Source organism: Ruegeria sp. AI2, from assembly GCF_056541275.1.
This window is the reverse complement of record NZ_JBQFYB010000007.1, coordinates 62,334-89,234: the sequence shown is the minus strand read 5'-3', so window position 1 is coordinate 89,234 and position 26,901 is coordinate 62,334. Positions and strand designations below refer to the sequence as shown.

Here is a 26,901-nt window from a genome sequence, read left to right as displayed (position 1 = left end):
GATGAAGATGGGATCCCGATGAAAACCGCCCTTTTGACACATGCCGATTGCCTTGGACATGTCACACCCCAGGGTCATCCGGAACAGGTGGCGCGGCTAGACCATATCCTGCACGCGCTGGAGGGGCTGGATCTGAAGCGCGTGACCGCTCCGCTGGCGGCAGACGATGATTTGCTGCGTGTTCATCCCGAAAGCCATATCCGCGACATCAGATCGTCGCGCCCCACTGACGGGTTTGCGCAGATCGACGGGGACACCTTCATGTCGCCGGGTTCCGTGGATGCGGCCTATCGCGCGGCGGGTGCGGCGGTGCGGGCCGTTGATCTGGTTTTGGGCGGTGAGGCACCGAACGCATTTTGTGCCATTCGCCCACCTGGGCACCATGCCGAAGCCGAGAAAGCCATGGGGTTCTGCCTGTTTGGCAACGCGGCGCTGGCTGCGAAACACGCGCTGGATTACCACGGGCTGAAGCGGGTCGCTGTGGTCGATTTCGACGTTCATCATGGCAACGGCACGCAGGACCTGCTTTGGGATGAAGATCGGGCCCTTGTGATCACCAGCCAGCAAATGCCGTTATGGCCCGGATCAGGCCGCCCGGACGAGGCAGGCGCTTACGATAACGTTCTGAATATCCCGCTGGCCCCGGGCACCGGCGGGGCTGAGATGCGTTCCGCCTATGAAACGCAGGCCTTTCCGCGCCTGCGGGCATTCCGGCCGGAGCTGATCATCATCTCGGCCGGGTTCGATGCGCATCAGGACGACCCTCTGGCCAATCTGAACTGGTCGACTGGCGATTTCGCCTGGATCACGGCAGAGCTGTGCGGGATAGCCGATGAGGTGTGTCAGGGCCGTATCGTCTCGACTCTGGAGGGCGGGTATGATCTGAACGCACTGGCCGAGGCGACACGCGCCCATGTGGAAGAACTGATGAAGGCAGCACGATGACCGATACCCCAGTTGAGCAGATGACATTCGAGCAGGCCATGAAAGAGCTTGAGACCGTGGTTGGTCAGCTTGAGCGCGGCGACGTGGCGCTGGATCAGTCGATTGCGCTTTATGAACGCGGGGCCGCTTTGAAAAAGCGTTGCGAGGACGAGTTGCAGCGGGCCGAGGAAAAAGTGGCCGCGATCACTCTGGACGCGAATGGCCAACCGACCGGGACCACACCTGTCGAAGGTCAGTAAATGTTTCAGGAAAGACTGGCGCAGGACGCGGCACGCCTTCAGGATCATTTTGACCTGATAATGGGCGCGCTGGACGATCTGGATGTGACACGGGCAATGGCCTACGCCACCCGGGGCGGTAAACGGCTGCGCGGGTTTCTGGTTCTGGAAAGTGCGCGCCTGCACCAAATCGACGAGTCCCGCGCGATCTGGCCCGCGACCGCGATCGAGGCCCTACACGCCTATTCGCTGGTTCACGACGATCTGCCCTGCATGGATGACGACGATCTGCGGCGCGGACGCCCCACGGTGCATGTGAAATGGGATGAAGGCACGGCTGTACTTGCCGGGGACGCGCTGCAAACACTGGCCTTTGAGCTGTGTACCCGGCCCGAGGTTGGAGATGCAGACGTTCGCGTTGATCTGGCACTGACACTGGCCAGGGCAAGCGGTGCGCAAGGTATGGTTTTGGGGCAGGCGCTTGATATCGCGGCGGAAACCGCTTCTGAGCCTCTGACGCTGAATGCGATAACACAGCTTCAGGGCGGCAAAACGGGCGCTTTGATCGAATGGTCCTCCTGTGCGGGTGCGCGTCTGGCGAAAGCGGATCCAGAGCCCTTGCGCCAATATGCCCGAGCCCTTGGTCTTGCTTTTCAGATTGCAGACGACATCCTTGATGTTGAAGGTGATGCGACAAAGGCAGGCAAACGTCTTCAGAAAGATGCGGATGCGGGAAAGGCCACTTTCGTATCGCTTCTGGGTTTGGATGCTGCCAGAACCCGCGCCAGTGAACTTGTTGATCAGGCCTGTGCCGCACTGGACGGGTATGGCCCGACGGCAGAAACCTTGAAGGAAGCCGCTCGCTTCGTTATTGCCCGGGACAGCTAAGCCAGGAACGCGCCAAATGTCTGACCGCCCCAAAACGCCCCTGCTGGACCTTGTGAACCGCCCCGCTGATCTCAAGCGGTTCTCGGACGCGCAGCTGCATCAGGTTGCGCAGGAATTGCGGGCCGAGACGATTTCGGCGGTTTCTGTGACCGGCGGGCATCTGGGCGCGGGTCTGGGTGTTGTGGAACTGACAACCGCGCTGCACGCTGTTTTCGACACGCCGCGCGACAAGATCATCTGGGATGTGGGCCATCAGTGCTATCCGCACAAAATCCTGACCGAACGGCGCGACCGCATTCGCACGCTGCGCATGAAAGATGGCCTGAGCGGTTTCACCAAGCGCAGCGAAAGCCCCTATGACCCGTTTGGCGCCGCGCATTCCAGCACCTCGATCAGTGCTGCACTGGGTTTTGCCGTGGCGCGTGATCTGGGCGGTGTAACCCCTGAAGGGTTGGGTGACGCGATTGCCGTGATCGGTGATGGATCGATGTCCGCAGGCATGGCCTTTGAGGCGATGAATAACGCAGGTCACCTGAAGAAACGCCTGATCGTCATTCTGAATGACAATGAGATGAGCATCGCCCCCCCTGTTGGTGCCCTGTCCAGCTATCTGTCCCGAATCTACGCCGAGGCCCCATTCCACGATCTGAAAGCCGCCGCAAAGGGCGCTGTTTCACTTTTGCCAGAACCGTTCCGCGAAGGGGCCAAGCGCGCCAAGGAAATGCTGAAAGGTATGGCCGTGGGCGGGACCCTGTTCGAAGAGCTCGGGTTTTCCTATCTCGGGCCTATTGATGGGCATGACCTGGATCAGCTGCTGCCGGTTCTGCGCACCGTCAAGGCGCGGGCAACCGGGCCGATCCTGATCCACGTTTTGACCAAGAAGGGCAAAGGGTACGCACCAGCCGAACAGGCCCGCGACAAAGGCCACGCGACAGCCAAATTCGATGTGGTTACGGGCGAGCAGAAAAAGGCCCCTTCAAACGCCCCTTCTTACACGTCTGTCTTTGGCAGGGCTCTGGTGGATGCCGCCGCGCGCGATGACAAGATCGTTGCGGTGACTGCCGCGATGCCAGATGGTACCGGGTTGGGCCTGTTTGCCGAACGGTACCCGTCGCGCTGTTTCGATGTGGCGATTGCCGAGCAGCACGGCGTGACCTTCTCGGCTGCGCTGGCGGCAGGCGGAATGAAGCCTTTCTGCGCCATGTATTCGACCTTTCTGCAGCGGGGGTACGACCAAGTTGTGCATGACGTCGCAATCCAGCGCTTGCCCGTTCGGTTTGCCATTGACCGCGCGGGTTTGGTGGGGGCTGACGGTGCCACCCATGCCGGGTCGTTCGATATTGCCTATTTGGCCAATCTGCCGGGCATGGTCGTCATGGCCGCCGCGGATGAGGCGGAATTAATGCACATGGTGGCAACCGCTGTCGCGCATGATGAGGGGCCGATTGCCTTCCGCTATCCACGTGGTGAAGGTGTTGGAGTGGACCTGCCCGAACGCGGTGAGGTACTGGAGATCGGCAAAGGCCGCATGATCCGGAAAGGCGCGCGCGTCGCACTTTTGTCTTTTGGCACGCGGCTGGCTGAAGTTCAGAAAGCAGCCGAGTCTCTGACCGCCAAAGGCATTAGCCCAACAATCGCAGACGCCCGCTTTGCCAAGCCGCTAGATCGGGACCTGATCCTGGACCTGGCTGCGGATCATGAGGCGTTGATCACCATCGAAGAAGGCGCTGTTGGCGGGTTTGGCAGCCATGTGGCACAGCTTCTGGCGGATGAGGGTGTTTTTGATCGGGGCTTGAAATACCGCTCGATGGTCTTGCCTGACATCTTCATCGATCAGGCCAGCCCCGCAGACATGTATGCCGTTGCGGGTATGAATGCCGAGCAGATCGAAGCCAGGGTGCTGGATGTTCTGGGCGTAACCTCGATCGGTGAAAAGCGCGCGTAATAGCGGCGTTGAGACGCCCGCTTTTGGTTTCGACGCTTTTACAAGCAGGAGGCCAGCAATCCAGAACAGAGCGGGAATGCCAAGCGCCACCCGGGTCCTTCATTGCGATTTTCGGGTCCTGACCCGAACGGTCTTTGCTTCAAAAGTGACTTGAGACGACAAATCACTGATACCAACCGCCCTTTGGATTGTCCGTTGCCCATTCCCTTAAAGAGATCAAGGAGATTGTTCTGGGGCGCATATGCGCGAAAGAAACGTTGATCTGACAGACCGGGGCGCTGTTACCCGTGATAGGCAGCCACTGTCTTGAGTTGCGAAAAGCCATAAAGCGCCTCAAAGCCTTTCTCGCGGCCATGGCCGGATTTGCCCACGCCTCCAAAAGGCAGTTCAACGCCGCCGCCTGCCCCATAGTTGTTGAGGAAGACCTGACCCGCGTGCAGCCCTTTTGCCAACCGCATCTGCCGCGCACCGTCACGTGTCCAGACGCTGGCGACAAGACCGTAATCAGTGCAATTTGCTATAGTTAGAGCCTGTTCTTCGGTGTCGAACGGGATCAGAACCTGAACGGGACCGAAGATTTCATCGCGGGCAAGCGGGTGATCCGGTGGCACGTCCGCAAACAAGGTGGGCCGGACATAAGCCCCGGTTTCCGGCGCATCCTTTGCGATCGTCCCTTCCGCCGCAATAATCAGATCGGCGCCTTTGTTCAGAAAGCTGTTTACGATCTGCTTTTGCCGGTCCGAGATCAGCGGTCCCACACGAAGATCCTGCATCGCGGGTCCAACGCTGAGCTGTTCATAGGCCTCGGCCATGCGGGATTTGACCTGATCATAGACACCGCGCTGTAATAGAATGCGGGAGGAGGCCGAGCAGGTCTGCCCCGCGTTCTGAATGCCCGCATTCACCAGAAACGGCAGGGCGGCATCCAGATCGGCATCGTCAAACACCAGTTGCGGGGATTTTCCGCCCAATTCCAGCGTCACCGGCACAACGTTTCGCCCTGCAGCCTGCTGAACCAATGCACCAGTAGCCACCGAACCAGTGAACGAGATATGGTTGACCCCCGGATGCCCGGATAATGCGGCACCGGCCTCGGCCCCCAGACCGGGCACAACATTCAGCGCACCTGCTGGCAGACCCGCTTGCTGCGCGAGATGGGCAAAGGCCAGCGCGGTCAGGCAGGCCTCCTCTGCCGGTTTCAGAACGCAGGCATTGCCCATGGCCAGCGCGGCCCCGACCGAGCGCCCAATGATCTGCATCGGATAGTTCCAGGGCACGATGTGGCCCGTCACCCCATGAGGTTCGCGCAGGGTATAGACGGTGTAGCCATCGAGATAGGGAATAGTCTCACCCATCACCTTATCCGCTGCACCGCCGTAGAATTCACAATAGCGCGCCAGCGCGATGGCATCGGCGCGGGCCTGCGTCAGGGGCTTGCCGACATCCATCGCCTCAAGCCGCGCCAGATCGTCCACCCGTTCCAGCACCAGCTGGCCCAGCCGGGTCAGGATGCGGCCGCGCTCCAAGGCCGTCTTGCGCCCCCAATCGCCCTTTAGCGCAGATCTGGCGGCGGCGACCGCCGCGTCAATATCCACACCCGAGCCGCGAGCTATCCTGCATATCTCGGTCCCGTCTGACGGGTTGGTCAAAGCCAATGAGTCGCCTGATGTCGCAGGTATCCAGTTTCCACCAATCAGGCACAGGGTGGGATCAAACCAGAGTGGTTGGGTCATTTTGGCCTCCGTTCAGGCTCTAACAAATGGTTTTGCGCCGATAACTTCCCGATTTCAGGCAATTGGGGCGCGGCGGCGATCAGGGTTTGCGTGTAGGGATGCTGCGGGTCCGAGAATACCTGTTCGGTCTTGCCTTGTTCGACAATTCGTCCGGATTGCATCACCAGAACATGATCGGTGATGGTGCGCACCACACTCAGGTCGTGGCTGATGAACAGGTAAGTCAGATCATATGCCTCGCAGAGTTCAGCAAGCAGATCTAGGATTTGGGCGCGCACCGATACATCGAGGGCTGAGACCGCCTCATCGAACAGGATCAGTTCCGGCCGAATGATCAGAGCGCGGGCAATAGCGATCCGCTGGCGTTGCCCGCCCGAAAACTCGTGAATGTATTTGCCCGCATCATCAGGGCCAAGGCCCACTGCCGTCAGCATCTCTGCAATCCGGTCCTGGCGTTCGGACCCCTTTGGTGGCGTTCCCAACAGGTGAAAAGGTTCAGTAATCAGGCGCGCGACACGGTGGCGGGGATTGAAGCTGCCATAGGGGTCCTGAAACACGACCTGCATCTTGCGACGTACCGCAAGGTTGGGCCTGTGGCCGGTGAAAACCGGCTGACCATCCAGCATAATCTGACCGGATTGGATCTCTTCCAACCCTAAAATAGCCCGTGTTAGGGTCGATTTTCCGCAACCTGACTCGCCCACCAGCCCTAAACGCTCCCCTCGGTTGAGGGTAAAGCTGACACCATCCACCGCGCGGTGGTGGCGCGGCGCATCCAGCAGACCTTTGCGGGGAAGGCGGTAATCCCGGACGACCTGCGAAACCTCCAGAAGCGGGCGTTGCTGTGTAGGTTCAGGCAGGGTGACCTGATGACCCGAAGCTTCGAACAACATACGGGTATAGGGGTGCTGCATATCTCGAAACAGGTTTCGCGTCGCGCCACTTTCGACGACCTCGCCGTGACGCATGACGACAATCTGATCGGCCATGTCCGAGACCACAGCCAGATCATGGGTGATCATCAGCAGGCCCATATCATATTCGCGAACCAGTCCTTTCAGCAGATCAAGGATCTGCGCCTGCGTGGTGACATCCAGCGCCGTGGTCGGCTCATCCGCGATCAAAAGCCTGGGCCGCAATGCGATGGCCATTGCGATGACCACACGCTGACGCTGCCCGCCCGACAGCTCATGCGGATAGCGCGACAGAGGAAACCTGTCGGGTGGCAGGCCAACCCGGGTCAAAACCTCTGCCGCGCGGGTCCGGGCCTGAGCAGGAGGCATCGCCTTGTGGATCAGGATGGTCTCCATCACCTGATCGCCGATGGTTTTCACCGGGTTGAGCGCCGTCATCGGTTCCTGAAATACCATCCCGATGGACGCGCCGCGCAAGGCGCACATCTCGGCCTCGGATTGGGCCAGCAGGTCTTTGCCGTCCAACCGGATTACGCCGTCTGCCGTTGCCCCGTTTGGCAGAAGCTGCATCACAGCCAGTGCTGTCATGGATTTGCCCGAGCCGCTTTCACCTGTCACCGCCACGATCTGGCCCGGGTCGATGGACAAGTTGACCCGCTTCAGGATCGGCACCCCGTGGATCGACAGGGACAGGTTGTCGACTTGCAGCAACGTCATGCCCGCGCCACCCTGATCCTTGGGTCCAGCCAGTCGCGCAGACCATCACCCAGCAGGTTCAAACCCAATACCGTGACAATAATCGCCAAGCCCGGAATCAGAGCCAAATGCGGGGCAAAACTGACCATTGTCTGGGCGTCCGCCAGCATCCGGCCCCAACTGGGCGTCGGAGGTTGCGCGCCCAGACCGACATAAGACAGGCCCGCCTCGGCCAGTATGCCCAGCGAAAATTGGATGGTGCCCTGAACGATCAGCAAGTTGGCGACATTGGGCAGGATGTGTTCGGCTGATATCCGTGCGGCACCTTTACCCGACACACGGGCGGCAAGGATGAACTCGCGCTCCCACAGCGACAATGCGGCCCCTCGGGTGATGCGGGCAAAGACGGGGATGTTGAAAATACCGATCGCAATGATCGCGTTGATGGCACCGGCACCGAACACAGCCGTGATCAGGATGGCGATGACCAGCGAGGGAAAGGCAAAGACCAGATCGTTTCCACGCATGATCACCTCATCCAGCCACGACCCTTTGCGTGCGGCGGCTGTCAGGCCAAGGGGTACGCCCAGCGCCATGCCAATCCCCACGGCCACCAGAGCCACCGCAATCGAAGTGCGTGCACCGACCATGATCATCGAGAACATGTCGCGGCCGAAGTGATCCGTTCCAAACCAGTGTTGTGCATCGGGCGTCTGAAGTTTGTTGGGGATATCCAGCGCAGCATAGTCGTAGGGTGTCCAGACAAACGAGATCAGCGCCGCCAGCACCACCAGCGACGACAGCGCGGCGCCAAGGATCAGGTTGCGGCTCATGACCGGCTCCTTAGCCTTGGGTCAACGGCTGCATAGGCCAGATCCACCAGAAAATTCACGGTGATCACCGCAAAGACCAGCAGCATCACCACCGATTCAACCACGATCAGATCGCGGGCCGAAATGGCCTGAAACACCAACCGCCCGAGGCCCGGCAGGTAGAACACCTGTTCGATGATGATCGACCCGGCCAGCAGGAAGGAAAACTGCAAGCCGATGATTGTCAGCACGGGGATCAGCGCGTTCCGCACCCCGTGCCGCCACAGAGCCTGACGACGCGACAATCCCTTGGCCCGCGCGGTGCGCATGAAATCCTCGCCCAGAATATCCAGCAGCGCCGATCGCATGACGCGGGCCAGGATCGCGGCCTGAGGAAGGGCCAACGCAACGGCGGGCAAAGTCAGCGAACGCAACCCCGCCCAAAGGCCCTCACTCCAGCCAACAAACCCACCGGCATTGAACCAGCGCAGGTTAATGGCGAAGATCAGCACCAGCATCATCGCGAACCAGAAATTGGGCACAGCGATACCAAGCTGTGTCGCCCCCATCACCGCCAGATCCCCGGGCTTGCCCCGGCGCGCGGCGGCATAGATCCCGGCGGGAAAGGCGATCAGCGTGGACAGCGTGAGCGCATACAAAGCCAAGGGCAACGATACCCACAGCCGGTCCGCAATCATCTGCGACACCGGTGTACGATAGGTGTACGAGGTGCCGAAATCTCCGGCCACCATCCCTCCGACCCAGTTGAAATACCGCTGCACCCTGGATCCATCCAGACCCAATTCAGCCCGCAGCGCGGCCAACGTATCCTCCTGCGCGTTGACACCCAGCATGAACGATGCCGGATCCCCCGGCGCGACCTCGATCACGGCGAAGATAACCACCGAGGCGACGGCAAGGCTGACAAGCAATGAGATCAGTCGTTTAAGGGTATAGCGAAGCATTGAGGCCACGTTAGGGTCTCAGCCGTCACGGGTCCAGCATCTACGGCACCGGCAGACCGGCAAATGGCGCTGCGCAACCTTTGTCCCTTTCCGCCTGTTAATCCGCATGCAGGACCTGACCCCGATTTTCACCATGTTTGTTGCGCGTTTTTTCGATTTCGCACGTTCCGTGTTTTGCTACACTTGTTCGAACCGTTTCCGCAGGCCAGAGCGGCCAAGGAGCAATCCGGGCCGAACCAGGATTTACTGATAGTGTAGCGCTCATGCTGACAGAAAATAGAATTGAGATCGGGTTTCTGCTGTTCGATGGCTTTCCGATGGCTTGCCTGACCTCGGTCATCGAACCGCTGCGCGCTGCAAATGAGATCGCCGGGCAAGAGGCATTTCGCTGGTCTCTTGTGGCGGAAAACGGGGGAAAGGTCAGCTCCAGCGCTCATGTGCGTTTTGAGGCTGAACGCAACCTCGCAGACTGTAAACCGATTGATATTCTGTTCCTGCTCAGCAGTCCGACCTCGGGCTTCAGAAACCCGGCCCAGGGGAATGGTGCGTTGAGGGCTTTGTCACGACACGGGACAATTCTGGGCGGTATCAGCGGCGGCGTTTTCCCGCTCGTGCGCTCGGGGGTCATGACCGGCCATCCGGTATCGGTGCACTGGTGTTACGAAGCCGCGTTTCTGGCCGAGTTTCCACAGATCGATGCACGGCGCGAAGTGATCGTGTCGGATGCCACGCGGTATACTGCGGCCGGCGCGGCCGCCGCGTTTGATCTGGCCCTGCATCTGATTCAGGACCGGTTGGGCGGCGAAGTCGCGCATGAGGTGGCCTGCTGGTTCCAGCATCCGATGATGCGAGGGGAAGGTGTTCAGCAACAGGTGCCCAGTGCAAGCAAACCTGCCACGGGTGAAAAGCTGCCGCCGCTTGTGGCCCGATGTGTCGACCTGTTCGCAAGCCGTATCGGCAATCCGATCTCGATCGCGGACATAGCGGATCAAACGGGCGTCACCCCCCGCCAGATCGAGCGCGCCTTCAAACAGGCCACAGGGCAAAGCCCCAGCCATTATTTCCGCTCCATGCGGATGAAGGCGGCCCGTCAGATGGTTGTCTATACCAAAGACCCTATTGCCGACATTGCCGCGGCCATCGGATACAGTTCGGTCACGCCGTTGGTGACGCACTACCGATCTGCCTTTGGTTTGAGCCCCAGCGAGGACCGGCGACGGATCAACCGGTTTCGGGTCGAGGATAACGCTCCGCTGCCCTCAAGCTGATCTTGCCCTCAAAGCGCCGAATTCATTGCGGCCACAATCGCATGATGCAGTGACCCGGCAGACGATCTTGGCCCGTAAATACTGAACGAACCAGAAGCACGGCACAGGACGAAACACCCCAGGTGATGGATAGATGTGCGGGATGCGGCACCGGCCGCCATCTTTCGGCAATCCAGACCGCTTAGCAATTCCAGCACTGCCAACACGCCTTCTCCGTCCAGATCAAACCTGACCCATGCGTCTGTCTGTTCGGAAACCGATGCGTTGTCCCCAGTGCGTTCTTTCACCAGATGCGCCAGATCTTCATGTGTCTCAAAGGGCGCTTCTATCATCCATTGATCAGGCCCGGTCCAGAAGGCAACGATCGGCCCGCCGGTAAACTTACCAACGCCAGGCGTTTCCACCCCGATCACTTGGGATACGGCGCTCCGGGTCTTGTCTTCCCGACCCTGCCGAGCGGCGACCGAGGTCAGCGCCACACCCGGGGTTTCGGTACAGGTCACGCTTCCGACCCTGTCGATCTTGGGTTCGGTTCCACCCAGCGCGGTTATTGCTACAAGATCATGCACGGAGCCGTTCTCCCTCAGGGTCGACGAAATGGGCCGAGACGATTTCAACCTCGACCGTCAGATCGGTCACTGGCGACACAAGGCGCATCTTTTCACCCTGACGTGTGCCGCCGTTTTTCAAAAAGCCAAGGCCGATATGGCTGTCCAGCGACGGCGAAAATGCCGCCGATGTGACATAGCCCTGATCATTGGCAGCATCCACGGGACCCGTGGCATTCATCAGATGCCCTCCGGCGGTTACCTTGTCGTCAGGGTTCACAGGCTTGATTCCAACCATCATCAAAGCATCTGGTTCGTTCAGCCCTTCACGCTCGGACAGGATTGAGCCGATGCTGTCTTTTTTCTTGGATACCATCCGACCCATTCCAAGGTTCAGGGCGGTGGTGGTTCCGTTCAACTCGTTGCCTGCGGCGTGACCCTTTTCGATCCGCATGACGCCCAGCGCTTCGGTGCCGTAGGGTATGACATCGAACTCTTCACCTTCCTGCATCAAACGCCGCATCAGCGCGTCGCCGTAACGCGATGGCACCGCGATTTCAAAGGCCAATTCGCCCGAGAAGGAAATACGGAACAACCGCGCGCGCAACCCGCCGCATACGGTGATGTTGCCGCAAGCCATGAACGGGAAGCCTTCGTTCGAGATGTCGAACTCGGGATCCACGATCTTTTGCAGAAGTTTGCGCGAATTGGGCCCGGCTACCGCGTATTGTGCCCAGGCTTCGGTGGTCGAGATCAGCTGTACATCCATGTCCGGGAACAGGCATTGCCGGACAAATTCCATATGCTGGTAGACCTTGACCGCATTCGCGGTTGTGGTGGTGACCACGAAATGATCCTCGGCCAGACGCGCGGCGGTACCGTCATCCATCGCAATTCCGTCTTCGCGCAACATCAGCCCATAGCGGGTTTTGCCGACGGCCAGTTTAGCAAATCCGTTGCAATAGACCCTGTTCAGGAAATCCGCCGCATCCGCACCCTGAACATCAATCTTTCCAAGCGTGGTGCAGTCGCACACCCCGACCGAGGCACGGGTCTGGCGCACCTCACGGTCAACGGACTCGCGCCAATGGGTTTCACCGGGCAACGGGAACCACTGTGCGCGCAGCCAATTGCCGACCTCGACAAACACCGCGCCGCGTTCCTTGGCCCAGTAATGTGACGGGGTCAGGCGAGTTGGATGAAACTCTTTGCCTTTCATCCGGCCAGCAAAGGTTGCAATCGGAACGGGCGTATAGGGCGGGCGGAAGATCGTTGTGCCGGTTTCCGGAATGGACTTACCTGCAAGTTCGGCCATGATCGCAAGCCCGCCCATGTTCGATGTCTTGCCCTGATCGGTGGCCATGCCCAAGGTGGTATAGCGTTTCAAGTGCTCGACCGAACGGAACCCTTCCTGATGGCTGAGCTTCACATCCTTGACGGTCACGTCGTTCTGCTGATCCAGCCACGCGCGGCTGCAACCCTGAACATACCAGAACGGTGTCTGCGAGATCGGGGTATCCTCGGCCTTAGGCAGATCGGGCAGCGGGCCTTTCAGGCCCAGCGCCTGCGCCGCACCTTCTGCCCCGGATTGCAGGGCGCCATGGGTGGACATCACACCATTCGCCGCCCCTGCGACGGACAGCTTAGGCGGCAAGTCCGCGCCGGGCACGAAAGCCGCCAGATCGTCGTTCCAGGCGGGACGCCCCCGTTGGTGGCAGGTCAGATGCACGTTGGGGTTCCAGCCACCCGAAACGCCAAGCGCCCCGCAGTCCAGCGTGCGCGACGACCCGTCTGCCAGCTCAACCTCGACAAAGGTCAGCCCCAGTCGGCCTTTGGTGTCCCTGACCTGCGCGCCGCGCAGAACTTCATAGTCATGGCTGGTCGGGGCGTCGTCACGGACGTCGACGACGGCAGTAATCCTGACGCCTTTTGCGTGCAAGTCCGCAGCGGTGCGGTGGCCGTCATCGTTGTTCGTAAAGATGGCGACACGTTGCGCCGCCGTGGTTGCAAACCGATTGGCATAGGTGCGCAACGCACTTGCCAGCATGATGCCGGGTCTGTCGTTGTTTTCAAACGCGATGGGCCGCTCGGTCGCGCCAGCGCACAATAGGGCGCGTTTGGCGTAGATGCGCCAGAGTATCTGGCGCGGTTTACCGGAAGGCAGAGAAGCAAGATGATCGCCCGTCCGCTCAACCGCACCGTAAATGCCGTGATCAAAGGCACCGATCACGGTCGTGCGCGGCATCAGGCGGACGTTGGGCATTGCTGACAGTTCAGCGACACTCTGCTTAACCCAATCGGTCGCATCGTCATCGTTCAGCGAAAAGGTTTCACTGTTGAGCCGCCCACCAAGTGCGAAATCCTCATCCGCAAGAATGACCTCGGAACCGGCCCGGCCCGCCGTCAGTGCCGCCATCAATCCGGCTGGACCCGCGCCGATAATCAGCAGATCGCAATGCCGGAACCCCTTGTCATACTCATCGGGATCTTCCTGCATCGACAATGACCCAAGACCGGCCGCGCGGCGGATCATCGGCTCGTACAGCTTTTCCCAGAACGCGGCAGGCCACATGAAGGTTTTGTAGTAGAACCCCGCCGTCAGAAAGGTCGAGAATCTGTCGTTGATTGCCAGAGCATCGAATTTCAGGCTGGGCCAGCGGTTTTGGGAATGGGCTTCAAGCCCCTCGAACATCTCAACGGTCGTGGCTCGGGTGTTGGGTTCCTGACGATTGCCGGTGCGCAGCTCGACAAGGGCATTGGGTTCTTCCGAACCGGCAGTCAGCACGCCACGCGGGCGATGGTATTTGAACGACCGGCCCATCAGGCGCACGCCATTGGCCAGAAGGGCCGAGGCCAGCGTATCGCCCGGATGCGCAGTGTAACTGCGGTTGTCGAATTTGAAGTTCAGGGTTTTGGTGCGGTCGATCTGACCGCCGCTCAGCCTGTTGTCTTGAGTCATTTGGAGCGCCCCTGTGCCCGGGCCACGTCACGGGCCAGTTCCACTTTGGAAATCTCATGTGTCGCGGTATTGCGGGTCACGACCAGCCAGGATCGGTCGCCCCCCTCGTGGAACCACAACTCGCGGTGTTCGCCAGCTGGATTGTCGCGCAGATAGGCGTAGTCAAAAAACGCTTCGGCCGCGTCTTCGGCCTGCCAATCGGGCCTGTTGATCAGCGAAGCGTCTCCCAGATAGACGAATTCGGAACTGTCACGCGGGCCCAGCAAGGGATGATGGATGATCATGGTGCTGCTCCCCTCAGTGCAGGTTGGGCTGATTGCCCATACCTTTTTCGTCGATCATACGGCCGGTGCGGAACCGGTCGAACCGGTAGGCGGTGGCTGTCGGGTGCGGTTCATCCTTTGCCAGCAGATGCGCAAAACAATACCCCGACGCCGGAGTTGCCTTGAACCCGCCGTAACACCAGCCGCCGTTGAAATAGAGGCCATCGATGCCGGTCCGGTCGATGATGGGCGATCCATCCATGGACATATCCATGATCCCGCCCCACATCCGCAGCAGGCGCGCGCGACCGATCATCGGCATCAGGGCCATGCCGCCCTCGCAGACATCTTCGACCACGGGCAGGTTGCCGCGTTGTGCGTACGAATTGTACCCGTCGATATCGCCACCAAAGACCAGCCCGCCCTTGTCGGACTGGCTGACATAGAAATGCCCCGCGCCAAAAGTGATCACCCCGGGCAGAACCGGCTTCAGACCTTCTGACACGAAGGCTTGCAGGACATGGCTTTCGATTGGCAACCGCATACCCGCCATGCCCATGACACGCCCCGAATTTCCGGCCACGGCACAGCCAACCTTGCCTGCGCCAATGAACCCTTTCGACGTCTCAACCCCCAGACATTTTCCGTTTTCGATCCGGAAACCGGTCACTTCGCAGTTTTGGATGATATCGACACCGTGGCTGTCTGCTGAACGGGCATATCCCCAGGCCACCGCGTCGTGCCGAACCGTGCCACCACGCCGCTGGGCCAGCCCGCCCTTGATCGGGAACCGGGCATCGTTGAAGTTCAGGAACGGGTATTCCTTGCGCACCTGTTCGGCATCCAGCAGCTCGGCATCCGCGCCGTTCAGGATCATGGCGTTGCCACGTCGCGTAAAGGCGTCGCGCTGGGCGTCTGTGTGGATCAGGTTGATGATCCCGCGCTGGCTGACCATCGCGTTATAGTTTACGTCCTGCTCAAGACCTTCCCACAGTTTCAGCGAGAACTCGTAGAAAGGTTCGTTGCCGTCCAGCAAATAATTCGAGCGGATAATGGTTGTATTGCGCCCGACATTGCCGCCACCGATCCAGCCTTTTTCAATCACCGCCACATTGCGGAGGCCAAATACCTTTGACAGGTAATGCGCCGTTGAAAGGCCATGACCGCCACCGCCGATGATCACAATGTCGTAATGTGGCTTGGGCTCCGGCTCGCGCCAGGCCGGTGTCCACCCTTTGTGCCCGGTAAGAGCCTCTTTGATGACTTTGAAACCAGAGTATCGCATGAATCGGACCTTTTTTTTCAGAATCCGCGAAAAAACCGAATTTGGATACTCTAGAATCCGACATCTGTTGTGTTGAATCAGACACCACGACAATCAGCGGTGCATGCTTAATCTTGCGATTTTTTTTACTGTTGCTTTCAGCGCGCGGTGTCCGCCACGCCGTCCTGCTGCGCCGACAAGGGTCAGAACAGCCGGTAGCCAAAGCTATACACGCGATTTCAGAACCACATAGTTGTGGGGTTCAGCGCCTAAGACGTCATCAGAAAGACAACGACGGCATAGCCGATGATGGCGGCATATCCCAACGGGTAAATCCATTTGATCGCGTAATTGTCGAGCTTTCTGGCCGTCTCTTCCCGACCGGAAACTTTCAGTTTACGCAACATCACGCTGAAGACGATAATCGTTCCTGTCATCAGGAACATGCATTGCAGAATGAAATCCAGAAACGTCAGATAGCCAAGCTTGGGCAAGTCAGCGGAAATGGCCCAGTTGAAGGCCACAAAGACCAACAGGTTGCCGCCTGCGATCTCGATCCGTTTTCGGTATTCATCCAGAAAGAAAAGCGCCCATCCTACCGTGATCAGCACTAGCATCGGCAGGAATATGCGGATGGTGTAATATGTCAGGTGCCGGGTGCCTTCGAAGACAAGTTCGACCCGGTCGCTTTCGTTTCCTGACAAACCGGTCGTCGTTGACGTCAGAGCCCTGGCATTGCCAAGTATCCATTCCTCTTCGCCCAGCATGTCACCCAGGCCGGAGTATTCATCAAGCGCGTGATAGTGAACGAATTGCGAAGGAAACACCGATACGACCTCAAAGTGAAATTCCTGCGTATCGAACGGGTATTTGCGAAAGTTGAAATGCGGAGCCTGCAAGGTCAGCGAGGATTTTTCGACAAAAGTCACGTGACCGTCATGACGCACGGCAACTGCGGATTCATGAATCCATCGATTGGACTGTTGGTTGTGGATAACAAAAGCCGGGGTTACCACATCCAGCTCCGCGGCGTATTGCACGAAAGCGGGCGGTTCAAAAACCCGAAAATCACGACCAAGGCTTGCTGCATCAAACGCCAGTTCCGGGTCTGTCCATTCGAACCGCAGTACAACCACGGCACCATAGTTTTCGGATTGCTGATCGACGCCGGTAATCTGGTCGATCTTGATACCAACCCCGACCTGCAGTGGGTTGTCCGGGGTTCCCACCAGCGTATCCTGCTGCCCTTGGAACAAACCCTGCGCAAAAACAGCGCCTGGAAGGACAGACGCGAAAAGCAAAAGAACGAAACCTGCAAACAAGCTTTTCATGATCGTTAGAAACGCATTTCGCGATTGTGAGACTGGGCCTGAAAAGCAGGCCCAGTCAACTGATGTCATTCAGACCAGGAAATGGCGGTCAGGTCGATTGCCGCAGTTGGTGCGTTCTCCCACAGGCCCTGAACACCGGCCTTGGCGACGCCCAGCTTGGCCAGCTGGAACAGGTACCCGTTGACATAATCGTTCGAGATGAGGCGCTGCGCCTCACTCAGAAGACGGGTCCGTTCCTCGGGGTCGGTGGTGGTGTTCAGCGTCTCCATCAGCGTCTGAAAGTCGATGCTGTCATACTGGAAGTAATAGTCGGGCCGCGCATAGATGCCGATATCCATCGGTTCGGTATGGCTGACGATGGTCAGACCAAATTCCTTGCCCTTGAACACCGATTCCAGCCACTGGGCCCATTCGACGTTGATGATCTCGGCCGTGATGCCGACCTCGGCCAGCTGTGCGGCGATGATTTCACCGCCCCGGCGCGCATAAGATGGCGGTGGCAAGTGCAGAGTTGTCTCGAACCCGTTTTCAAACCCGGCCTCTGCCAGCAAGGCCTTGGCCTTTTCGGGATCATACGCGGACTGGCCCGTCAGATCGACATAAGCGGGGTTGTGTGGCGCAAAATGCGTACCGATTGGGGTGCCGTATCCGAACATGGCGCCGTCGATGATGGCCTGTCGGTCAATCGCATGGGCCAACGCCTGCCGGACACGAATGTCATCGAATGGCGGCTGTTTGTTGTTGGTGGACAGGATCGTTTCACCCTCGGTCGATCCAACCAGAACCTGAAAGCGCAGGTCAGCCTCGAACTGAGGCAGGTTCTCCGGTGCCGGGAAGTTGTCGAACACGTCCACATCTTCGGCCATCATGGCCGCAAATGCGGCGGTCGGGTCCGAGATGAATTTGAACGTCGCAGTCTCTAACGCCGGTTGGTCGCCCCAATAATTGGGGTTGCGGTTCAGTGTTATGCTGTCGCCCTGAACCCAGTCGCCAAAGGTAAAAGCGCCGGTGCCAACCGGGTTTGTCTTGATGTTCTCGATGCTTTCAGGCGCGACGATCACCGCGTCACCCCAGGCAAGGTTGAACAGGAAGTTGCCGTTCGGATCGGCCAGGGTGATCCTGACCGTCAGTGGATCCACGGCCTCGACGCTTTCGATCCCTGCAAACAGAGCTTTCTGCGCGTTGGCGCTGTCCTCGGCCGTGGCCCGGTCAAGGCTGAATTTGACATCCTCGGCATCCATGGTCGTGCCGTCATGGAAGGTCACGCCGTCGCGCAGTTTGAAGGTATAAGTTTTGCCGTCTTCGGAAATCTCCCAGCTTTCCGCAAGGCCGGGCACGACCGAGCCGTCGCCCATGAAACGGGTCAGACCTTCGAAGATGTTGGTGTAGACAACCGAATCGATGGCCTGAGCTGCTGCGCTGGTCGGATCCAGATGCGGGGGTTCCAGCTGCATGGCGATGGTGATGTCGGATTTGGCCAAAACCTGCGTCGCCAACAGGCTGGCGCCGATCGCCACGGTCGACGCGAATGTTCGAAGCACGTGTTTTGTCATGTGAACTCTCCCAACTGAAAATCTGCGCCCATGTTTTTCGGGCCGTTTTATCGGCAGTGTTCCTTTAAACCTGAGGTCAATCAAGGGAATGTTCGCGCAACCGGGGTTTCTTTGGCCCCGGCCGATCTGCTATGCCGCACTGCAACATAAGCCCTGCAGGAGCCAACCATGAGCGCCACCGCCCGCAAAAAGGCCCCGAACGCCGAAGATATTCGCGCCCGAAAAGGCGGCGTGCCTCTGGTCTCACTGACCGCATACACAACGCCTATGGCGCGCCTGATGGACACGCATTGTGACTTTGTTCTTGTGGGGGACAGCGTCGGGATGGTTTTGCACGGGCTGGAATCCACCCTTGGTGTCACGATGGAGATGATGATCCTGCACGGTCAGGCCGTCGCACGCGGGTTGAGCACGGCGATGATGGTCATCGACATGCCGTTTGGCAGCTATGAGGAAAGCCCGGCACAAGCGTTTCGCAACGCGGCGCGGCTGATGGCGGAAACCGGTGCGGGGGCAGTCAAGCTGGAAGGCGGTGCCGAGATGGCCGAAACCATCCGCTTTCTGGTCAAGCGCGGAATCCCGGTGATGGCGCATATCGGTCTGACCCCGCAATCGATCAACACGCTGGGCGGCTACAAGGTGCAGGGGCGCGACGAACAGGCCGAAACCGTCATGGCAGATGCCCGCGCCGTGGCCGAGGCCGGTGCGTTTTCCGTGGTGCTTGAGAAAGTGCCGCAAGGCCTGGCCGACAGGATCACCGAACAGGTTGCCATCCCCACCATCGGAATCGGAGCGTCCGCCGGTTGTGACGGGCAGATTCTGGTCGTCGATGACATGGTTGGCTTTTTCACCGCCTTCAAACCCAAATTCGTCAAACGCTATGCCGAGCTTGGCCCGTTGGCCGAAGCCGCCATCGCAGATTACGCGGCCGAAGTGCGTGCGCGAACATTTCCGGCGGACGAACATGTGTTTGCTGATCAGGCTCCGGCGAAAGGACCAAAGACGTGACCGCGCCGATCCTGCGCTCGCTGGCGGAACTGCGGACCAAGACGACAGAATGGCACCGCGCAGGTGACGTTATCGGCGTTGTTCCGACCATGGGCGCATTGCACGAAGGGCATTTGTCGCTGGCGCAGGCCGCCGAGGAGAACTGTGACCGGGTGATCGTGACGATCTTTGTGAACCCCAAGCAGTTCAACAACCCCGAAGACCTGGCGAACTATCCCCGCACGGAACAAGAAGACGCGCAAAAGCTGGCCCCCTATGGCGTGGATGCGATCTATGTGCCCGACCCTCAGGAAATCTATCCCGACGGCTTTTCCACCACGGTATCCGTGACCGGTTTGACCGACATGATGGAAGGCCCGTTTCGCCCCGGCCATTTCGAAGGCGTAGCAACTGTAGTGGCCAAACTGTTCCTGCAAACGCAGGCGGATCGAGCCTATTTCGGGGAAAAAGACTATCAGCAGCTGCTGGTGGTGCGCCGCATGGCCCGCGATCTGGACATTCCCATCGAGGTTGTCGGCTGCCCAACCGTGCGCGAGCCTTCGGGGCTGGCAATGTCGTCGCGCAATCTGCTTTTGTCGCCCGGGGGCGTAAAGGTCGCGTCCCGCATGAACGAGATCATGCGGCGAGTGGCGGAAAAACTTGCCGCGGGCAAGGATTTCGCGGCGCTGGCGCAAGACGCAAAAACCACATTGCTGGACGCCGGTTTTACCGAAGTGGAATATATCGATCTGCGCTGCGCCGAGACGCTGGAAAGCCTGCCCAATGCCAGCAAACCCGCGCGCTTGTTCGTTACGGCCTGGGCCGATGGCGTCCGCCTGATCGACAATATTCCCGTCGATCCGGTCTGATTTCTGCTCTGGCCCCGGCGCTGTTGTTTGCGCTAAAGTCGCGCAAAATGACACCGGGGAGAGCGGACATGACCTTTATTCTGGCAATTGATCAGGGCACCACGTCCTCGCGCGCGATCCTGTTCGACGGGCAGATGAACCGTGTTGGCACCGCTCAGCAGGAGTTCCCCCAGCATTTCCCGCAAGAAGGTTGGGTTGAACACGACCCCGAGGATATCTGGTCCAGCGTCCTGCATGTGTGCCGCGAGGTGATGGAAAGCGCCGGTGTTTCGGCTGACCAGATCACGGGCATTGGTATCACCAACCAGCGTGAAACGACCGTGGTCTGGGACAAGCAGACCGGCAAGGCCATCCATAACGCGATTGTCTGGCAGGACCGCCGTACCGCCGAAATCTGCGCCCGCTACAAGCAAGCCGGATGTGAAGATGACGTCACCGCCCAGACCGGTCTGCTGCTGGACCCTTATTTCTCGGGCACCAAGGTCAAATGGCTGCTGGACACCGTTTCAGGCGCACGCGCGCGGGCAGAGGCCGGAGAGTTGCTGTTCGGCACCATCGACAGTTTCCTGATCTGGCGTCTGACCGAAGGTCGTGTCCATGCCACTGACGCCACCAACGCCGCCCGCACCCTGCTGTTCGACATTCACAAAGGCGCCTGGAGCGCTGAGATTTGCGAGTTGCTGGATGTGCCCGTTCATATGTTGCCGAATGTGCAGGATTGCGCCTCGGATTTCGGCGCAACCACCTTGCTTGGCGGGAACATCCCCATTCTGGGTGTGGCAGGCGATCAGCAGGCAGCCACCATCGGTCAGGCCTGTTTCCAGCCCGGTATGATGAAATCAACCTATGGCACGGGCTGTTTCGCGCTGCTGAACACGGGTGCGCAGCCAGTTGAGTCGAAAAACCGCCTGCTGACAACAATCGCTTACCAATTGGACGGTCAGCGCACCTATGCGCTGGAAGGGGCGATCTTTATCGCCGGGGCCGCCGTGCAATGGCTGCGCGACGCGTTGCAGATCATCGATTCGGCCCCGCAAAGCGGCGATCTGGCTGCGCAGGCCGACCCGAACCAGCATGTGATTCTGGTGCCGGCGTTCACGGGCCTCGGAGCGCCTTACTGGAAGCCGGATTGCCGCGGTGCAATGTTCGGGCTGACACGCAATTCCGGCCGGGCCGAGATTGCCCGCGCCACGCTGGAAAGCATCGCCTTTCAGACCCGCGACCTGTGGCACGCCATGCAGGGCGACTGGGGGGCAGAGGCGGATGTCATCCTGCGCGTCGACGGCGGGATGAGTGCATCTGACTGGACCATGCAGGGTCTTTCAGATTGTCTGGGTGCCCCGGTGGATCGCCCGGTTATGCAGGAAACGACCGCCCTTGGCGCCGCATGGCTGGCAGGTATGAAAGCCGGGATTTACCCGGATCAGGCCGGTTTTGCCGAAACATGGGCGCTGGACCGCCGGTTCGAACCAACGCAAGAGCAAGCCGAACGCGACGCGGCCTATGATCGCTGGCAACGGGCGGTTCAGGCGGCGATGGCGTTCTAGCTGTGATCTTTCAACAAGCGCTGCTTTTGCCGTGACCAGTCGCGCTTGGCCTGGGTTTCGCGCTTGTCGTGGGTTTTTTTACCCTTGGCGATGCCGATTTTGATCTTGGCCAGTCCTCTGTGGTTGAAATACAGAACCAGCGGCACCAGCGTCATGCCCTTGCGCTGCGTCGCGTTCCACAGGTTCGACATCTGCTTGCGGGATACAAGCAGTTTCCGGCGGCGACGTTCTTCGTGCTTGAACATCTTGGCCTGCTCATACGGCGCGATATAGCTGTTGACCAGCCACAGTTCTCCGTCATCGACCGTGGCATAGCTTTCGGCGATGTTCGAGCCACCCGCGCGCAGTGATTTGACCTCGGACCCCTGCAGGATGATGCCACATTCAATGTCCTCTTCGATTGCGTAATCGAAGCGGGCGCGCCGGTTTTCGGCGATTACCTTGTAATTCGGGTCTGTCTTCTGCTTGGCCATGACGCGTTGATTTAGGCGGCTTGGGCCGCCCTTGCAAGGCAGGGATTTTCGGTGTGCCTCAGGATTTAGCTGAAATGATCAGGTCCGGGCCGAAAATCGTGTCCGCATGGTTGTGCAGGTAGATCTTGAGCCACGGTGTAAACCGATCCGGGTGGCGGGCCACTTCGGCCAACAGGTCATGGTAGTCGATCCAGCGGATATCCATGACTTCGTCCGGGTCAGGCGCGATTTTCAGCGGTCCGCGCACATGGGCCAGAAAAACGTCGACCACTTCGTTTTCCACCATGCCGTTCCCAACATCGGCGTGGTATTCCAAACGGTGACGGTATTCAGGATAAAGACCTGTGATCCCCAGTTCTTCATTCAAACGGCGCACGGCGCAGGTTGACGAGCTTTCGTCCCAGTCGGGGTGTGTACAGCAAGTGTTCGCCCACAGGCCGGGCGTGTGGTACTTGCCCAGCGCCCGACGCTGCAACAAAATCTCGGTGCCCCTAACGACAAACACCGACACGGCCTTGTGCTTGAGGCCCTTTTCGTGAGCTTCAAGTTTGTCTACCGGAGTCAATTCACCATTGACCCAAGCCGGGATCATAATGCCCATCTGTCCTCTCCTGTTGCCAATCCGCCTGACGGGCGCTGATGTTGGGTTTAGCTGTTGCCGGGTCGGCTTGGCGTTGCGGCACACTCTGCGGTTTGCCGTCAGATACCAAAGTGGCGCTGTTCTACACTGGTATCAATCGCACCAAAGGCCGCAGGGGCTGCGGCCTTTGGTCCTTGTGCGTGGGTGCACAATGCTAGCGTTTATTCGCCTGATACACTGACGATATAGGCGTAGACGTCTTCACCGCCGCTTTTCAACTTGAAGGTCATTTTCGACTTGGCAGCGGTGTCGTCCAGATACGATTTCAGGAAGCCCTTAGGGTCCTGCGTGTATTCCGCAAAGGAGGCCTCATCCCAGACCAAACCCTTCTCACCGGCTGCGACGATGCTGTCGCCATATTTGAAGTCTTCGTAGGTTCCGGCAGTGCGGCCGGCGACACCAAAGAGGTTGGGGCCGGTTTTTCCGCCTTTGACGATGACTTCTCCGGCCGGGTCGGCGATCATGTGGCAGGACTTGCATTTGTTGAAAGCTTTCTCACCGGCTTCGGCATCGCCTTCGGCATGGGCGGGCAGCGCCAGCAGGCCAGCGATTGCAATAGCAAGGATACGATTCATAGCTTGTGCTCCGATACAAATTGGCTGCACCGAATGGACCCCCGGCGCATAAAAGTGTCAACGCGCGGATTGCCGCGCGCATCTACAGTGCCACTGCGACACATGGTGTGTCCTTAACTTAAGTCATGTACAGCGGTCCAGCAGGGCAACAGGTCTCCTTCCGCCGGGGTCGCCAGATAAACCGCCCGCGCGATGGCCCGGGACAGGCACAGCGAAGCCGCGTGCCCGATCAGAGCAAGATCGGCTTCGGATGCGATGGGGCGGGCGCCGGTACTGATGCCAAAAACCAGATCACCGTCGCCGGGTGTGTGTGCGGGAAGGATCGCCCGGGCAATTCCGTCGTGGGCGGCAACGGCCAATCTTTGGCATTGGGGTTTGGTCAATGCGGCATCGGTGGCAACGATTGCGATGGTCGTGTTTGTCTGTTCGGGTTGCGCTGGCCTCATGGCCATCGCTTTGCGGCTGGGGCGGATCCGGCTTTGATCCGGCGACATATCGGGGCCCAGCCCGCCAAATTCTGCACCTTGTTCAAAGGGTGCCGCCCAAAAATGCCGGTCACCCGGTGTTGTGACACTGCCCAGCGGGTTCGCCGCAACGAGGGCCCCGACCGTGACCCCATCAGGCAGAATGGACGAGGCAGAGCCAAGCCCGCCCTTCTGCATTGCGGCCAACGCCCCGGTGCCTGCCCCGACGGACCCCAAATCAAATTCTTTTGAAGCGCCCAGATAAGCAGCCCGCCCCAGCGCACGATAGGGGTTTTCCACCCAATCCTTCGCACCGCCATTGAGCAGATCAAACAGGATCGCACCGGGAATGATCGGAACCTTAGCGGACCCGACGGGAAATCCGCGCCCCTCGACCCGCATCGCATCTGAAACACCCGAGCAGGCGTCGAGTCCAAAGGCCGATCCGCCGGACAGAACCAGCGCGTCCACCTTTGTGACGGTTTTATCAGGCGCAAGCAGATCGGATTCGCGTGTACCCGGTGCCCCGCCCATGATATGAACCGACGCAACAAACGGTTTATCTGCCGTAAGAACCGTGGTCCCGGACTTCAGCGCATCGTCCTGGGCGTTTCCAACCTTCAGGCAGGAGACATCGGTAATCAGGTTTCTTGGTCCAGGGATCATCTTGAACTCGGGATTGGTGCCGGGAAGCGCGCGGGCGCGCGCTGCCTACGGCGGGGATATTTTTGGCCAGATGAAGAGCGGATCAGATACATCGGCCGCCATCGACCTCGAGCGCGGTGCCGGTGATCATGCTGGCCTCGTCCGAGCACAGGAAACAGGCGGCGTTGGCCATGTCTTCGGGTGTTGAAAACCGTCCCAGTGGGATGGTCGCCAGAAATTTGGCGCGAATCTCGGGCGTGTCCTCGCCCATGAAAGATTTCAACAGCGGTGTTTCGCCCGCCACTGGGCAGATCGCGTTCACGCGAATGCCGGTTGGGGCCAATTCGACCGCCATGGTTTTGGTTGCTGTGATCATCCAACCTTTGGACGCGTTGTACCAGTTCAGATTCGGGCGCGGTGACAGGCCCGCTGTCGAGGCCACGTTCAGAATTGCGCCCGCGCCGCGCGCCTTCATATGCGGAACAAATGCCCGGGCGGTCAGATAGACGGACTTCATGTTCACGTTGAAGACCCGGTCGAAATCATCCTCGGTGACGTTTTCCAGAGGGGTTGGCAAGTGGGTGACACCTGCGTTGTTTACCAGAATATCGAGCGCCCCAAAGGCGGCAAGTGCCGTGTCCGCCATCTTTTGAACCGAAGCCCCGTCGCCGACGTTGACCTGATGCCCCAACGCCCCGGCCCCAAGTTGCGCCGCCATCTCAGCGGCTGCGTCACCATTGATATCCGCGATCATGACGCGTGCGCCTTCGGTCAGGAATTTCCTCACAATCCCCGCACCGAACCCGGATGCGCCGCCGGTGACGATTGCGGTTTTTCCCTCCAGCCTCATGACGTTGCCCTTTTGCAGCCTTTGCGGGCCAGACTATCAACGCCCCGGCAAGATGCCAGATCAATCTTCAGACACCTTGCCCCGCAGCGCCTTGACGTCGCCACGCGCCTTTTTCGCGGCGAGCCGACGCTTGACCGAGCCATAGGTCGGTTTCGTTGCAATCCGCCGTTTGGGTTTGAGCAGCGCGCGGATGATCAGTTCTGCCAGCCTAGCGCGCGCGATTTCACGGTTGCGGGCCTGCGAGCGTGTTTCCTCACATTGAATGATGATTGCGCCGTCTTTGGTCCAGCGTCGCCCGGCCAATCGCTTTAGCCGGGCCTTGACCGGATCGGGCAAGGACGGCGAGCGTGCGGCTTCGAAGCGCAGCTCGACTGCGGTCGACACCTTGTTGACATTCTGCCCTCCGGGACCGGACGACCGTACAAAGCTTTCGGTCATTTCCCAATCTTGCAGCGCGATATCATCGGTGATGTGCAGCATGGCAGTGTCAGCTTGGTGACTTGGGCGAATGAAAAGGAAGAGTGGCGATCCCGACCCGTGCCGTCGGATACCAGCAATATGCGGGCGGGCGTAAGCCATTGCGGCACAGCATTTCAGCAAGTCTCCTCATCCTCGGTGCCTAACGCAGTGCATATGTGCGATCAAGCCTGCTTTGGCAGGTCGCGCAATTCAGAATCCTGGCGGTGGCCGGGACGTTTGTTCGCGTCAGCTGCGTTCTTTACCGAAGACGTCATGTTGTTGGCGCCCGGAGAGCCCTGCTGCGCGGGCGCGAAGCGTTCATCGAAGCCTATAAGGAAAGAATGAAGGAAAACATCGGCGGAACACATACAAATGAGTTGATCGATTTCGGTGTCGATGGCGATACCGCCTATCAGGTCGGATCCTTTGCAATTGCTGACTCTGATCCGCCGGAAAAAGGGAAGTTTTTGAACGTCCTGAACGCCAGACGGACGGCACCTGGAAAGTCAGCATTTCCATTTCCAACAGTGACCTTCCATAGCGGCCCTGAGTGGAGAGCGAGCAGACATGGAACCGAGGTGTCAGGCGATTGACTGGCCCTGAGCAGCACCGCGGGCGATATCCCGCAACACCTTCAGCTCCAGCTCGTCTTCCTCATGCACCCGTGCCAGGATTTCTTTACTGCTCACGACGGCAATTGCTTTCCCATTCTGAGTTACGACAAGATTTCGGATCTTGTGTTTGGCCATCAGATTAAGGCCATTGGACAGCTTCGAACCCAGCGCGCAGGTGACGGGTTTTTCCGTCATCCAGTCACCCACAGTCTGCTTGTAAAAAGCCGAGCCGGAATCCGCCAGGCACAGCAGCACGTCATGATCCGTGATAATCCCGACCAGCTTCCCATCGCTGAGAACTGCCAGCGCATTCACGTCCAGCAACGCAATGGTGACGGCCGCATCGAACACCGTAGCGTCAGTGTCGCAAAATGGCGGCTTTTTCAGGTTCTGCGTTTTGACAATGCTTGAGATCGTCATGTCTTCCTCGTGGTTGAGCGCCCGACCCTTGTGTTGATCAGGGCGCATGAAAAACA

At 59.3% G+C, this 26,901-nt stretch carries 26 protein-coding genes; 9 read left to right on the top strand and 17 right to left on the bottom strand.

The window, feature by feature from the left end; genetic code table 11:
- The first annotated feature begins 18 nt into the window (after positions 1-18).
- From ACR0LL_RS13615 to dxs, 4 genes are read left to right on the top strand one after another with little or no spacing between them, the layout of a single operon-like run.
- Positions 19-945, top strand: coding sequence for a histone deacetylase family protein (locus ACR0LL_RS13615; RefSeq protein ID WP_480587589.1), 927 nt, complete (start codon positions 19-21; stop codon positions 943-945).
- Positions 942-1,184 carry an exodeoxyribonuclease VII small subunit gene (locus ACR0LL_RS13610; RefSeq protein ID WP_480587586.1) on the top strand — a complete coding sequence of 81 codons (243 nt, stop codon included), beginning with the start codon at positions 942-944 and terminating at the stop codon, positions 1,182-1,184. The genes ACR0LL_RS13615 and ACR0LL_RS13610 overlap by 4 nt, the downstream gene beginning before the upstream one ends.
- Positions 1,185-2,051: a polyprenyl synthetase family protein gene (locus tag ACR0LL_RS13605; protein WP_480587583.1), complete on the top strand. Its 867-nt coding sequence runs from the start codon at positions 1,185-1,187 to the stop codon at positions 2,049-2,051.
- A gap of 16 nt (positions 2,052-2,067) precedes the next feature.
- Entirely contained in the window at positions 2,068-3,996 is a 1,929-nt protein-coding gene (gene dxs, locus ACR0LL_RS13600; RefSeq protein WP_480587581.1) for a 1-deoxy-D-xylulose-5-phosphate synthase, read from the top strand.
- A gap of 281 nt (positions 3,997-4,277) precedes the next feature.
- On the opposite strand, the gene ACR0LL_RS13595 is transcribed toward dxs, so the two are convergent.
- The 4 genes from ACR0LL_RS13595 to ACR0LL_RS13580 are packed head-to-tail and all read right to left on the bottom strand — an operon-like array spanning position 4,278 to position 9,116.
- Positions 4,278-5,729, bottom strand: coding sequence for an aldehyde dehydrogenase family protein (locus tag ACR0LL_RS13595; protein WP_480587578.1), 1,452 nt, complete (start codon positions 5,727-5,729; stop codon positions 4,278-4,280).
- Positions 5,726-7,360, bottom strand: a complete 1,635-nt coding sequence (locus tag ACR0LL_RS13590; protein WP_480587576.1) for an ABC transporter ATP-binding protein — start codon at positions 7,358-7,360, stop codon at positions 5,726-5,728. The genes ACR0LL_RS13595 and ACR0LL_RS13590 overlap by 4 nt, the downstream gene beginning before the upstream one ends.
- Positions 7,357-8,172, bottom strand: a complete 816-nt coding sequence (locus ACR0LL_RS13585) for an ABC transporter permease (RefSeq protein WP_480487846.1) — start codon at positions 8,170-8,172, stop codon at positions 7,357-7,359. Before ACR0LL_RS13585 ends, ACR0LL_RS13590 begins: the two co-directional genes overlap by 4 nt.
- Positions 8,169-9,116, bottom strand: coding sequence for an ABC transporter permease (locus ACR0LL_RS13580; RefSeq protein ID WP_480587573.1), 948 nt, complete (start codon positions 9,114-9,116; stop codon positions 8,169-8,171). Before ACR0LL_RS13580 ends, ACR0LL_RS13585 begins: the two co-directional genes overlap by 4 nt.
- A 263-nt stretch (positions 9,117-9,379) precedes the next feature.
- Between ACR0LL_RS13580 and ACR0LL_RS13575 the strand changes: the two genes are divergently transcribed.
- Positions 9,380-10,384, top strand: a complete 1,005-nt coding sequence (locus ACR0LL_RS13575) for a GlxA family transcriptional regulator (RefSeq protein WP_480482737.1) — start codon at positions 9,380-9,382, stop codon at positions 10,382-10,384.
- 8 nt (positions 10,385-10,392) lie between these two features.
- Here the strand turns inward: ACR0LL_RS13575 and ACR0LL_RS13570 are convergent, their stop codons facing one another.
- The 6 genes from ACR0LL_RS13570 to ACR0LL_RS13545 form a co-directional block, all read right to left on the bottom strand.
- Entirely contained in the window at positions 10,393-10,953 is a 561-nt protein-coding gene (locus ACR0LL_RS13570; RefSeq protein ID WP_480587571.1) for a sarcosine oxidase subunit gamma, read from the bottom strand.
- Positions 10,946-13,891 carry a sarcosine oxidase subunit alpha family protein gene (locus ACR0LL_RS13565; RefSeq protein ID WP_480587569.1) on the bottom strand — a complete coding sequence of 982 codons (2,946 nt, stop codon included), beginning with the start codon at positions 13,889-13,891 and terminating at the stop codon, positions 10,946-10,948. Before ACR0LL_RS13565 ends, ACR0LL_RS13570 begins: the two co-directional genes overlap by 8 nt.
- Complete coding sequence (locus tag ACR0LL_RS13560; protein ID WP_267366303.1) at positions 13,888-14,175, bottom strand: sarcosine oxidase subunit delta; 288 nt, start codon at positions 14,173-14,175, stop codon at positions 13,888-13,890. Before ACR0LL_RS13560 ends, ACR0LL_RS13565 begins: the two co-directional genes overlap by 4 nt.
- Before the next feature lie 13 nt (positions 14,176-14,188).
- Positions 14,189-15,439 carry a sarcosine oxidase subunit beta family protein gene (locus ACR0LL_RS13555; protein WP_480474535.1) on the bottom strand — a complete coding sequence of 417 codons (1,251 nt, stop codon included), beginning with the start codon at positions 15,437-15,439 and terminating at the stop codon, positions 14,189-14,191.
- A gap of 248 nt (positions 15,440-15,687) precedes the next feature.
- Entirely contained in the window at positions 15,688-16,647 is a 960-nt protein-coding gene (locus ACR0LL_RS13550; protein WP_480587567.1) for a ligand-gated ion channel, read from the bottom strand.
- Between the two features lie 167 nt (positions 16,648-16,814).
- On the bottom strand, positions 16,815-18,302 hold the full coding sequence (locus tag ACR0LL_RS13545) for an ABC transporter substrate-binding protein (RefSeq protein ID WP_480587564.1): 1,488 nt from the start codon (positions 18,300-18,302) through the stop codon (positions 16,815-16,817).
- Between the two features lie 168 nt (positions 18,303-18,470).
- Here ACR0LL_RS13545 and panB point away from each other — a divergent pair, with 168 nt between their 5' ends.
- The 3 genes from panB to glpK all read left to right on the top strand — a co-directional run bounded on the left by panB (position 18,471) and on the right by glpK (position 21,705).
- Positions 18,471-19,310 (top strand): 3-methyl-2-oxobutanoate hydroxymethyltransferase, encoded by an 840-nt coding sequence (gene panB / locus ACR0LL_RS13540; RefSeq protein WP_480487855.1) that lies wholly within the window; start codon positions 18,471-18,473, stop codon positions 19,308-19,310.
- Positions 19,307-20,158, top strand: a complete 852-nt coding sequence (gene panC / locus ACR0LL_RS13535; RefSeq protein ID WP_480587562.1) for a pantoate--beta-alanine ligase — start codon at positions 19,307-19,309, stop codon at positions 20,156-20,158. Before panB ends, panC begins: the two co-directional genes overlap by 4 nt.
- A 68-nt stretch (positions 20,159-20,226) precedes the next feature.
- On the top strand, positions 20,227-21,705 hold the full coding sequence (gene glpK, locus ACR0LL_RS13530) for a glycerol kinase GlpK (RefSeq protein WP_480587559.1): 1,479 nt from the start codon (positions 20,227-20,229) through the stop codon (positions 21,703-21,705).
- Here the strand turns inward: glpK and smpB are convergent.
- The 6 genes from smpB to arfB form a co-directional block, all read right to left on the bottom strand.
- On the bottom strand, positions 21,702-22,178 hold the full coding sequence (gene smpB, locus ACR0LL_RS13525; protein ID WP_209505165.1) for an SsrA-binding protein SmpB: 477 nt from the start codon (positions 22,176-22,178) through the stop codon (positions 21,702-21,704). The genes glpK and smpB overlap by 4 nt on opposite strands.
- 58 nt (positions 22,179-22,236) lie before the next feature.
- On the bottom strand, positions 22,237-22,779 hold the full coding sequence (gene idi, locus ACR0LL_RS13520) for an isopentenyl-diphosphate Delta-isomerase (RefSeq protein ID WP_209505166.1): 543 nt from the start codon (positions 22,777-22,779) through the stop codon (positions 22,237-22,239).
- Between the two features lie 200 nt (positions 22,780-22,979).
- Complete coding sequence (locus tag ACR0LL_RS13515) at positions 22,980-23,393, bottom strand: c-type cytochrome (RefSeq protein WP_480587556.1); 414 nt, start codon at positions 23,391-23,393, stop codon at positions 22,980-22,982.
- 113 nt (positions 23,394-23,506) lie between these two features.
- On the bottom strand, positions 23,507-24,523 hold the full coding sequence (locus ACR0LL_RS13510; protein WP_480587553.1) for a P1 family peptidase: 1,017 nt from the start codon (positions 24,521-24,523) through the stop codon (positions 23,507-23,509).
- An 82-nt stretch (positions 24,524-24,605) separates the two neighbouring features.
- Entirely contained in the window at positions 24,606-25,352 is a 747-nt protein-coding gene (locus ACR0LL_RS13505) for an SDR family oxidoreductase (protein WP_480587550.1), read from the bottom strand.
- Positions 25,353-25,412: 60 nt separating this feature from the next.
- The gene (gene arfB / locus ACR0LL_RS13500; protein WP_480587748.1) at positions 25,413-25,832 is read right to left on the bottom strand and encodes an alternative ribosome rescue aminoacyl-tRNA hydrolase ArfB; all 420 of its coding nucleotides are present in this window, start codon (positions 25,830-25,832) and stop codon (positions 25,413-25,415) included.
- Positions 25,833-26,035: 203 nt separating this feature from the next.
- On the opposite strand from arfB, the gene ACR0LL_RS13495 reads away from it, so the two are divergent.
- Positions 26,036-26,404 (top strand): Cif family virulence factor, encoded by a 369-nt coding sequence (locus ACR0LL_RS13495; RefSeq protein WP_480587547.1) that lies wholly within the window; start codon positions 26,036-26,038, stop codon positions 26,402-26,404.
- Here ACR0LL_RS13495 and ACR0LL_RS13490 read toward each other — a convergent pair.
- Entirely contained in the window at positions 26,393-26,893 is a 501-nt protein-coding gene (locus ACR0LL_RS13490; RefSeq protein ID WP_480587544.1) for a CBS domain-containing protein, read from the bottom strand. The genes ACR0LL_RS13495 and ACR0LL_RS13490 overlap by 12 nt on opposite strands.
- Between the last annotated feature and the right edge of the window lie 8 nt (positions 26,894-26,901).

Bases quoted from the DNA above. Each gene is read 5' to 3' on its own strand.
- ACR0LL_RS13590 (WP_480587576.1), bottom strand. From the start codon at position 7,360: ATGACGTTGCTGCAAGTCGACAACCTGTCCCTGTCGATCCACGGGGTG.
- ACR0LL_RS13510 (WP_480587553.1), bottom strand. From the start codon at position 24,523: ATGATCCCTGGACCAAGAAACCTGATTACCGATGTCTCCTGCCTGAAG.
- ACR0LL_RS13575 (WP_480482737.1), top strand. From the start codon at position 9,380: ATGCTGACAGAAAATAGAATTGAGATCGGGTTTCTGCTGTTCGATGGC.
- ACR0LL_RS13615 (WP_480587589.1), top strand. From the start codon at position 19: ATGAAAACCGCCCTTTTGACACATGCCGATTGCCTTGGACATGTCACA.
- ACR0LL_RS13605 (WP_480587583.1), top strand. From the start codon at position 1,185: ATGTTTCAGGAAAGACTGGCGCAGGACGCGGCACGCCTTCAGGATCAT.
- ACR0LL_RS13560 (WP_267366303.1), bottom strand. From the start codon at position 14,175: ATGATCATCCATCATCCCTTGCTGGGCCCGCGTGACAGTTCCGAATTC.
- ACR0LL_RS13545 (WP_480587564.1), bottom strand. From the start codon at position 18,302: ATGACAAAACACGTGCTTCGAACATTCGCGTCGACCGTGGCGATCGGC.
- ACR0LL_RS13555 (WP_480474535.1), bottom strand. From the start codon at position 15,439: ATGCGATACTCTGGTTTCAAAGTCATCAAAGAGGCTCTTACCGGGCAC.
- ACR0LL_RS13595 (WP_480587578.1), bottom strand. From the start codon at position 5,729: ATGACCCAACCACTCTGGTTTGATCCCACCCTGTGCCTGATTGGTGGA.
- ACR0LL_RS13515 (WP_480587556.1), bottom strand. From the start codon at position 23,393: ATGAATCGTATCCTTGCTATTGCAATCGCTGGCCTGCTGGCGCTGCCC.
- glpK (WP_480587559.1), top strand. From the start codon at position 20,227: ATGACCTTTATTCTGGCAATTGATCAGGGCACCACGTCCTCGCGCGCG.
- ACR0LL_RS13565 (WP_480587569.1), bottom strand. From the start codon at position 13,891: ATGACTCAAGACAACAGGCTGAGCGGCGGTCAGATCGACCGCACCAAA.
- ACR0LL_RS13490 (WP_480587544.1), bottom strand. From the start codon at position 26,893: ATGCGCCCTGATCAACACAAGGGTCGGGCGCTCAACCACGAGGAAGAC.
- smpB (WP_209505165.1), bottom strand. From the start codon at position 22,178: ATGGCCAAGCAGAAGACAGACCCGAATTACAAGGTAATCGCCGAAAAC.
- panB (WP_480487855.1), top strand. From the start codon at position 18,471: ATGAGCGCCACCGCCCGCAAAAAGGCCCCGAACGCCGAAGATATTCGC.
- ACR0LL_RS13580 (WP_480587573.1), bottom strand. From the start codon at position 9,116: ATGCTTCGCTATACCCTTAAACGACTGATCTCATTGCTTGTCAGCCTT.
- arfB (WP_480587748.1), bottom strand. From the start codon at position 25,832: ATGCTGCACATCACCGATGATATCGCGCTGCAAGATTGGGAAATGACC.
- idi (WP_209505166.1), bottom strand. From the start codon at position 22,779: ATGGGCATTATGATCCCGGCTTGGGTCAATGGTGAATTGACTCCGGTA.
- dxs (WP_480587581.1), top strand. From the start codon at position 2,068: ATGTCTGACCGCCCCAAAACGCCCCTGCTGGACCTTGTGAACCGCCCC.
- ACR0LL_RS13610 (WP_480587586.1), top strand. From the start codon at position 942: ATGACCGATACCCCAGTTGAGCAGATGACATTCGAGCAGGCCATGAAA.
- ACR0LL_RS13505 (WP_480587550.1), bottom strand. From the start codon at position 25,352: ATGAGGCTGGAGGGAAAAACCGCAATCGTCACCGGCGGCGCATCCGGG.
- ACR0LL_RS13585 (WP_480487846.1), bottom strand. From the start codon at position 8,172: ATGAGCCGCAACCTGATCCTTGGCGCCGCGCTGTCGTCGCTGGTGGTG.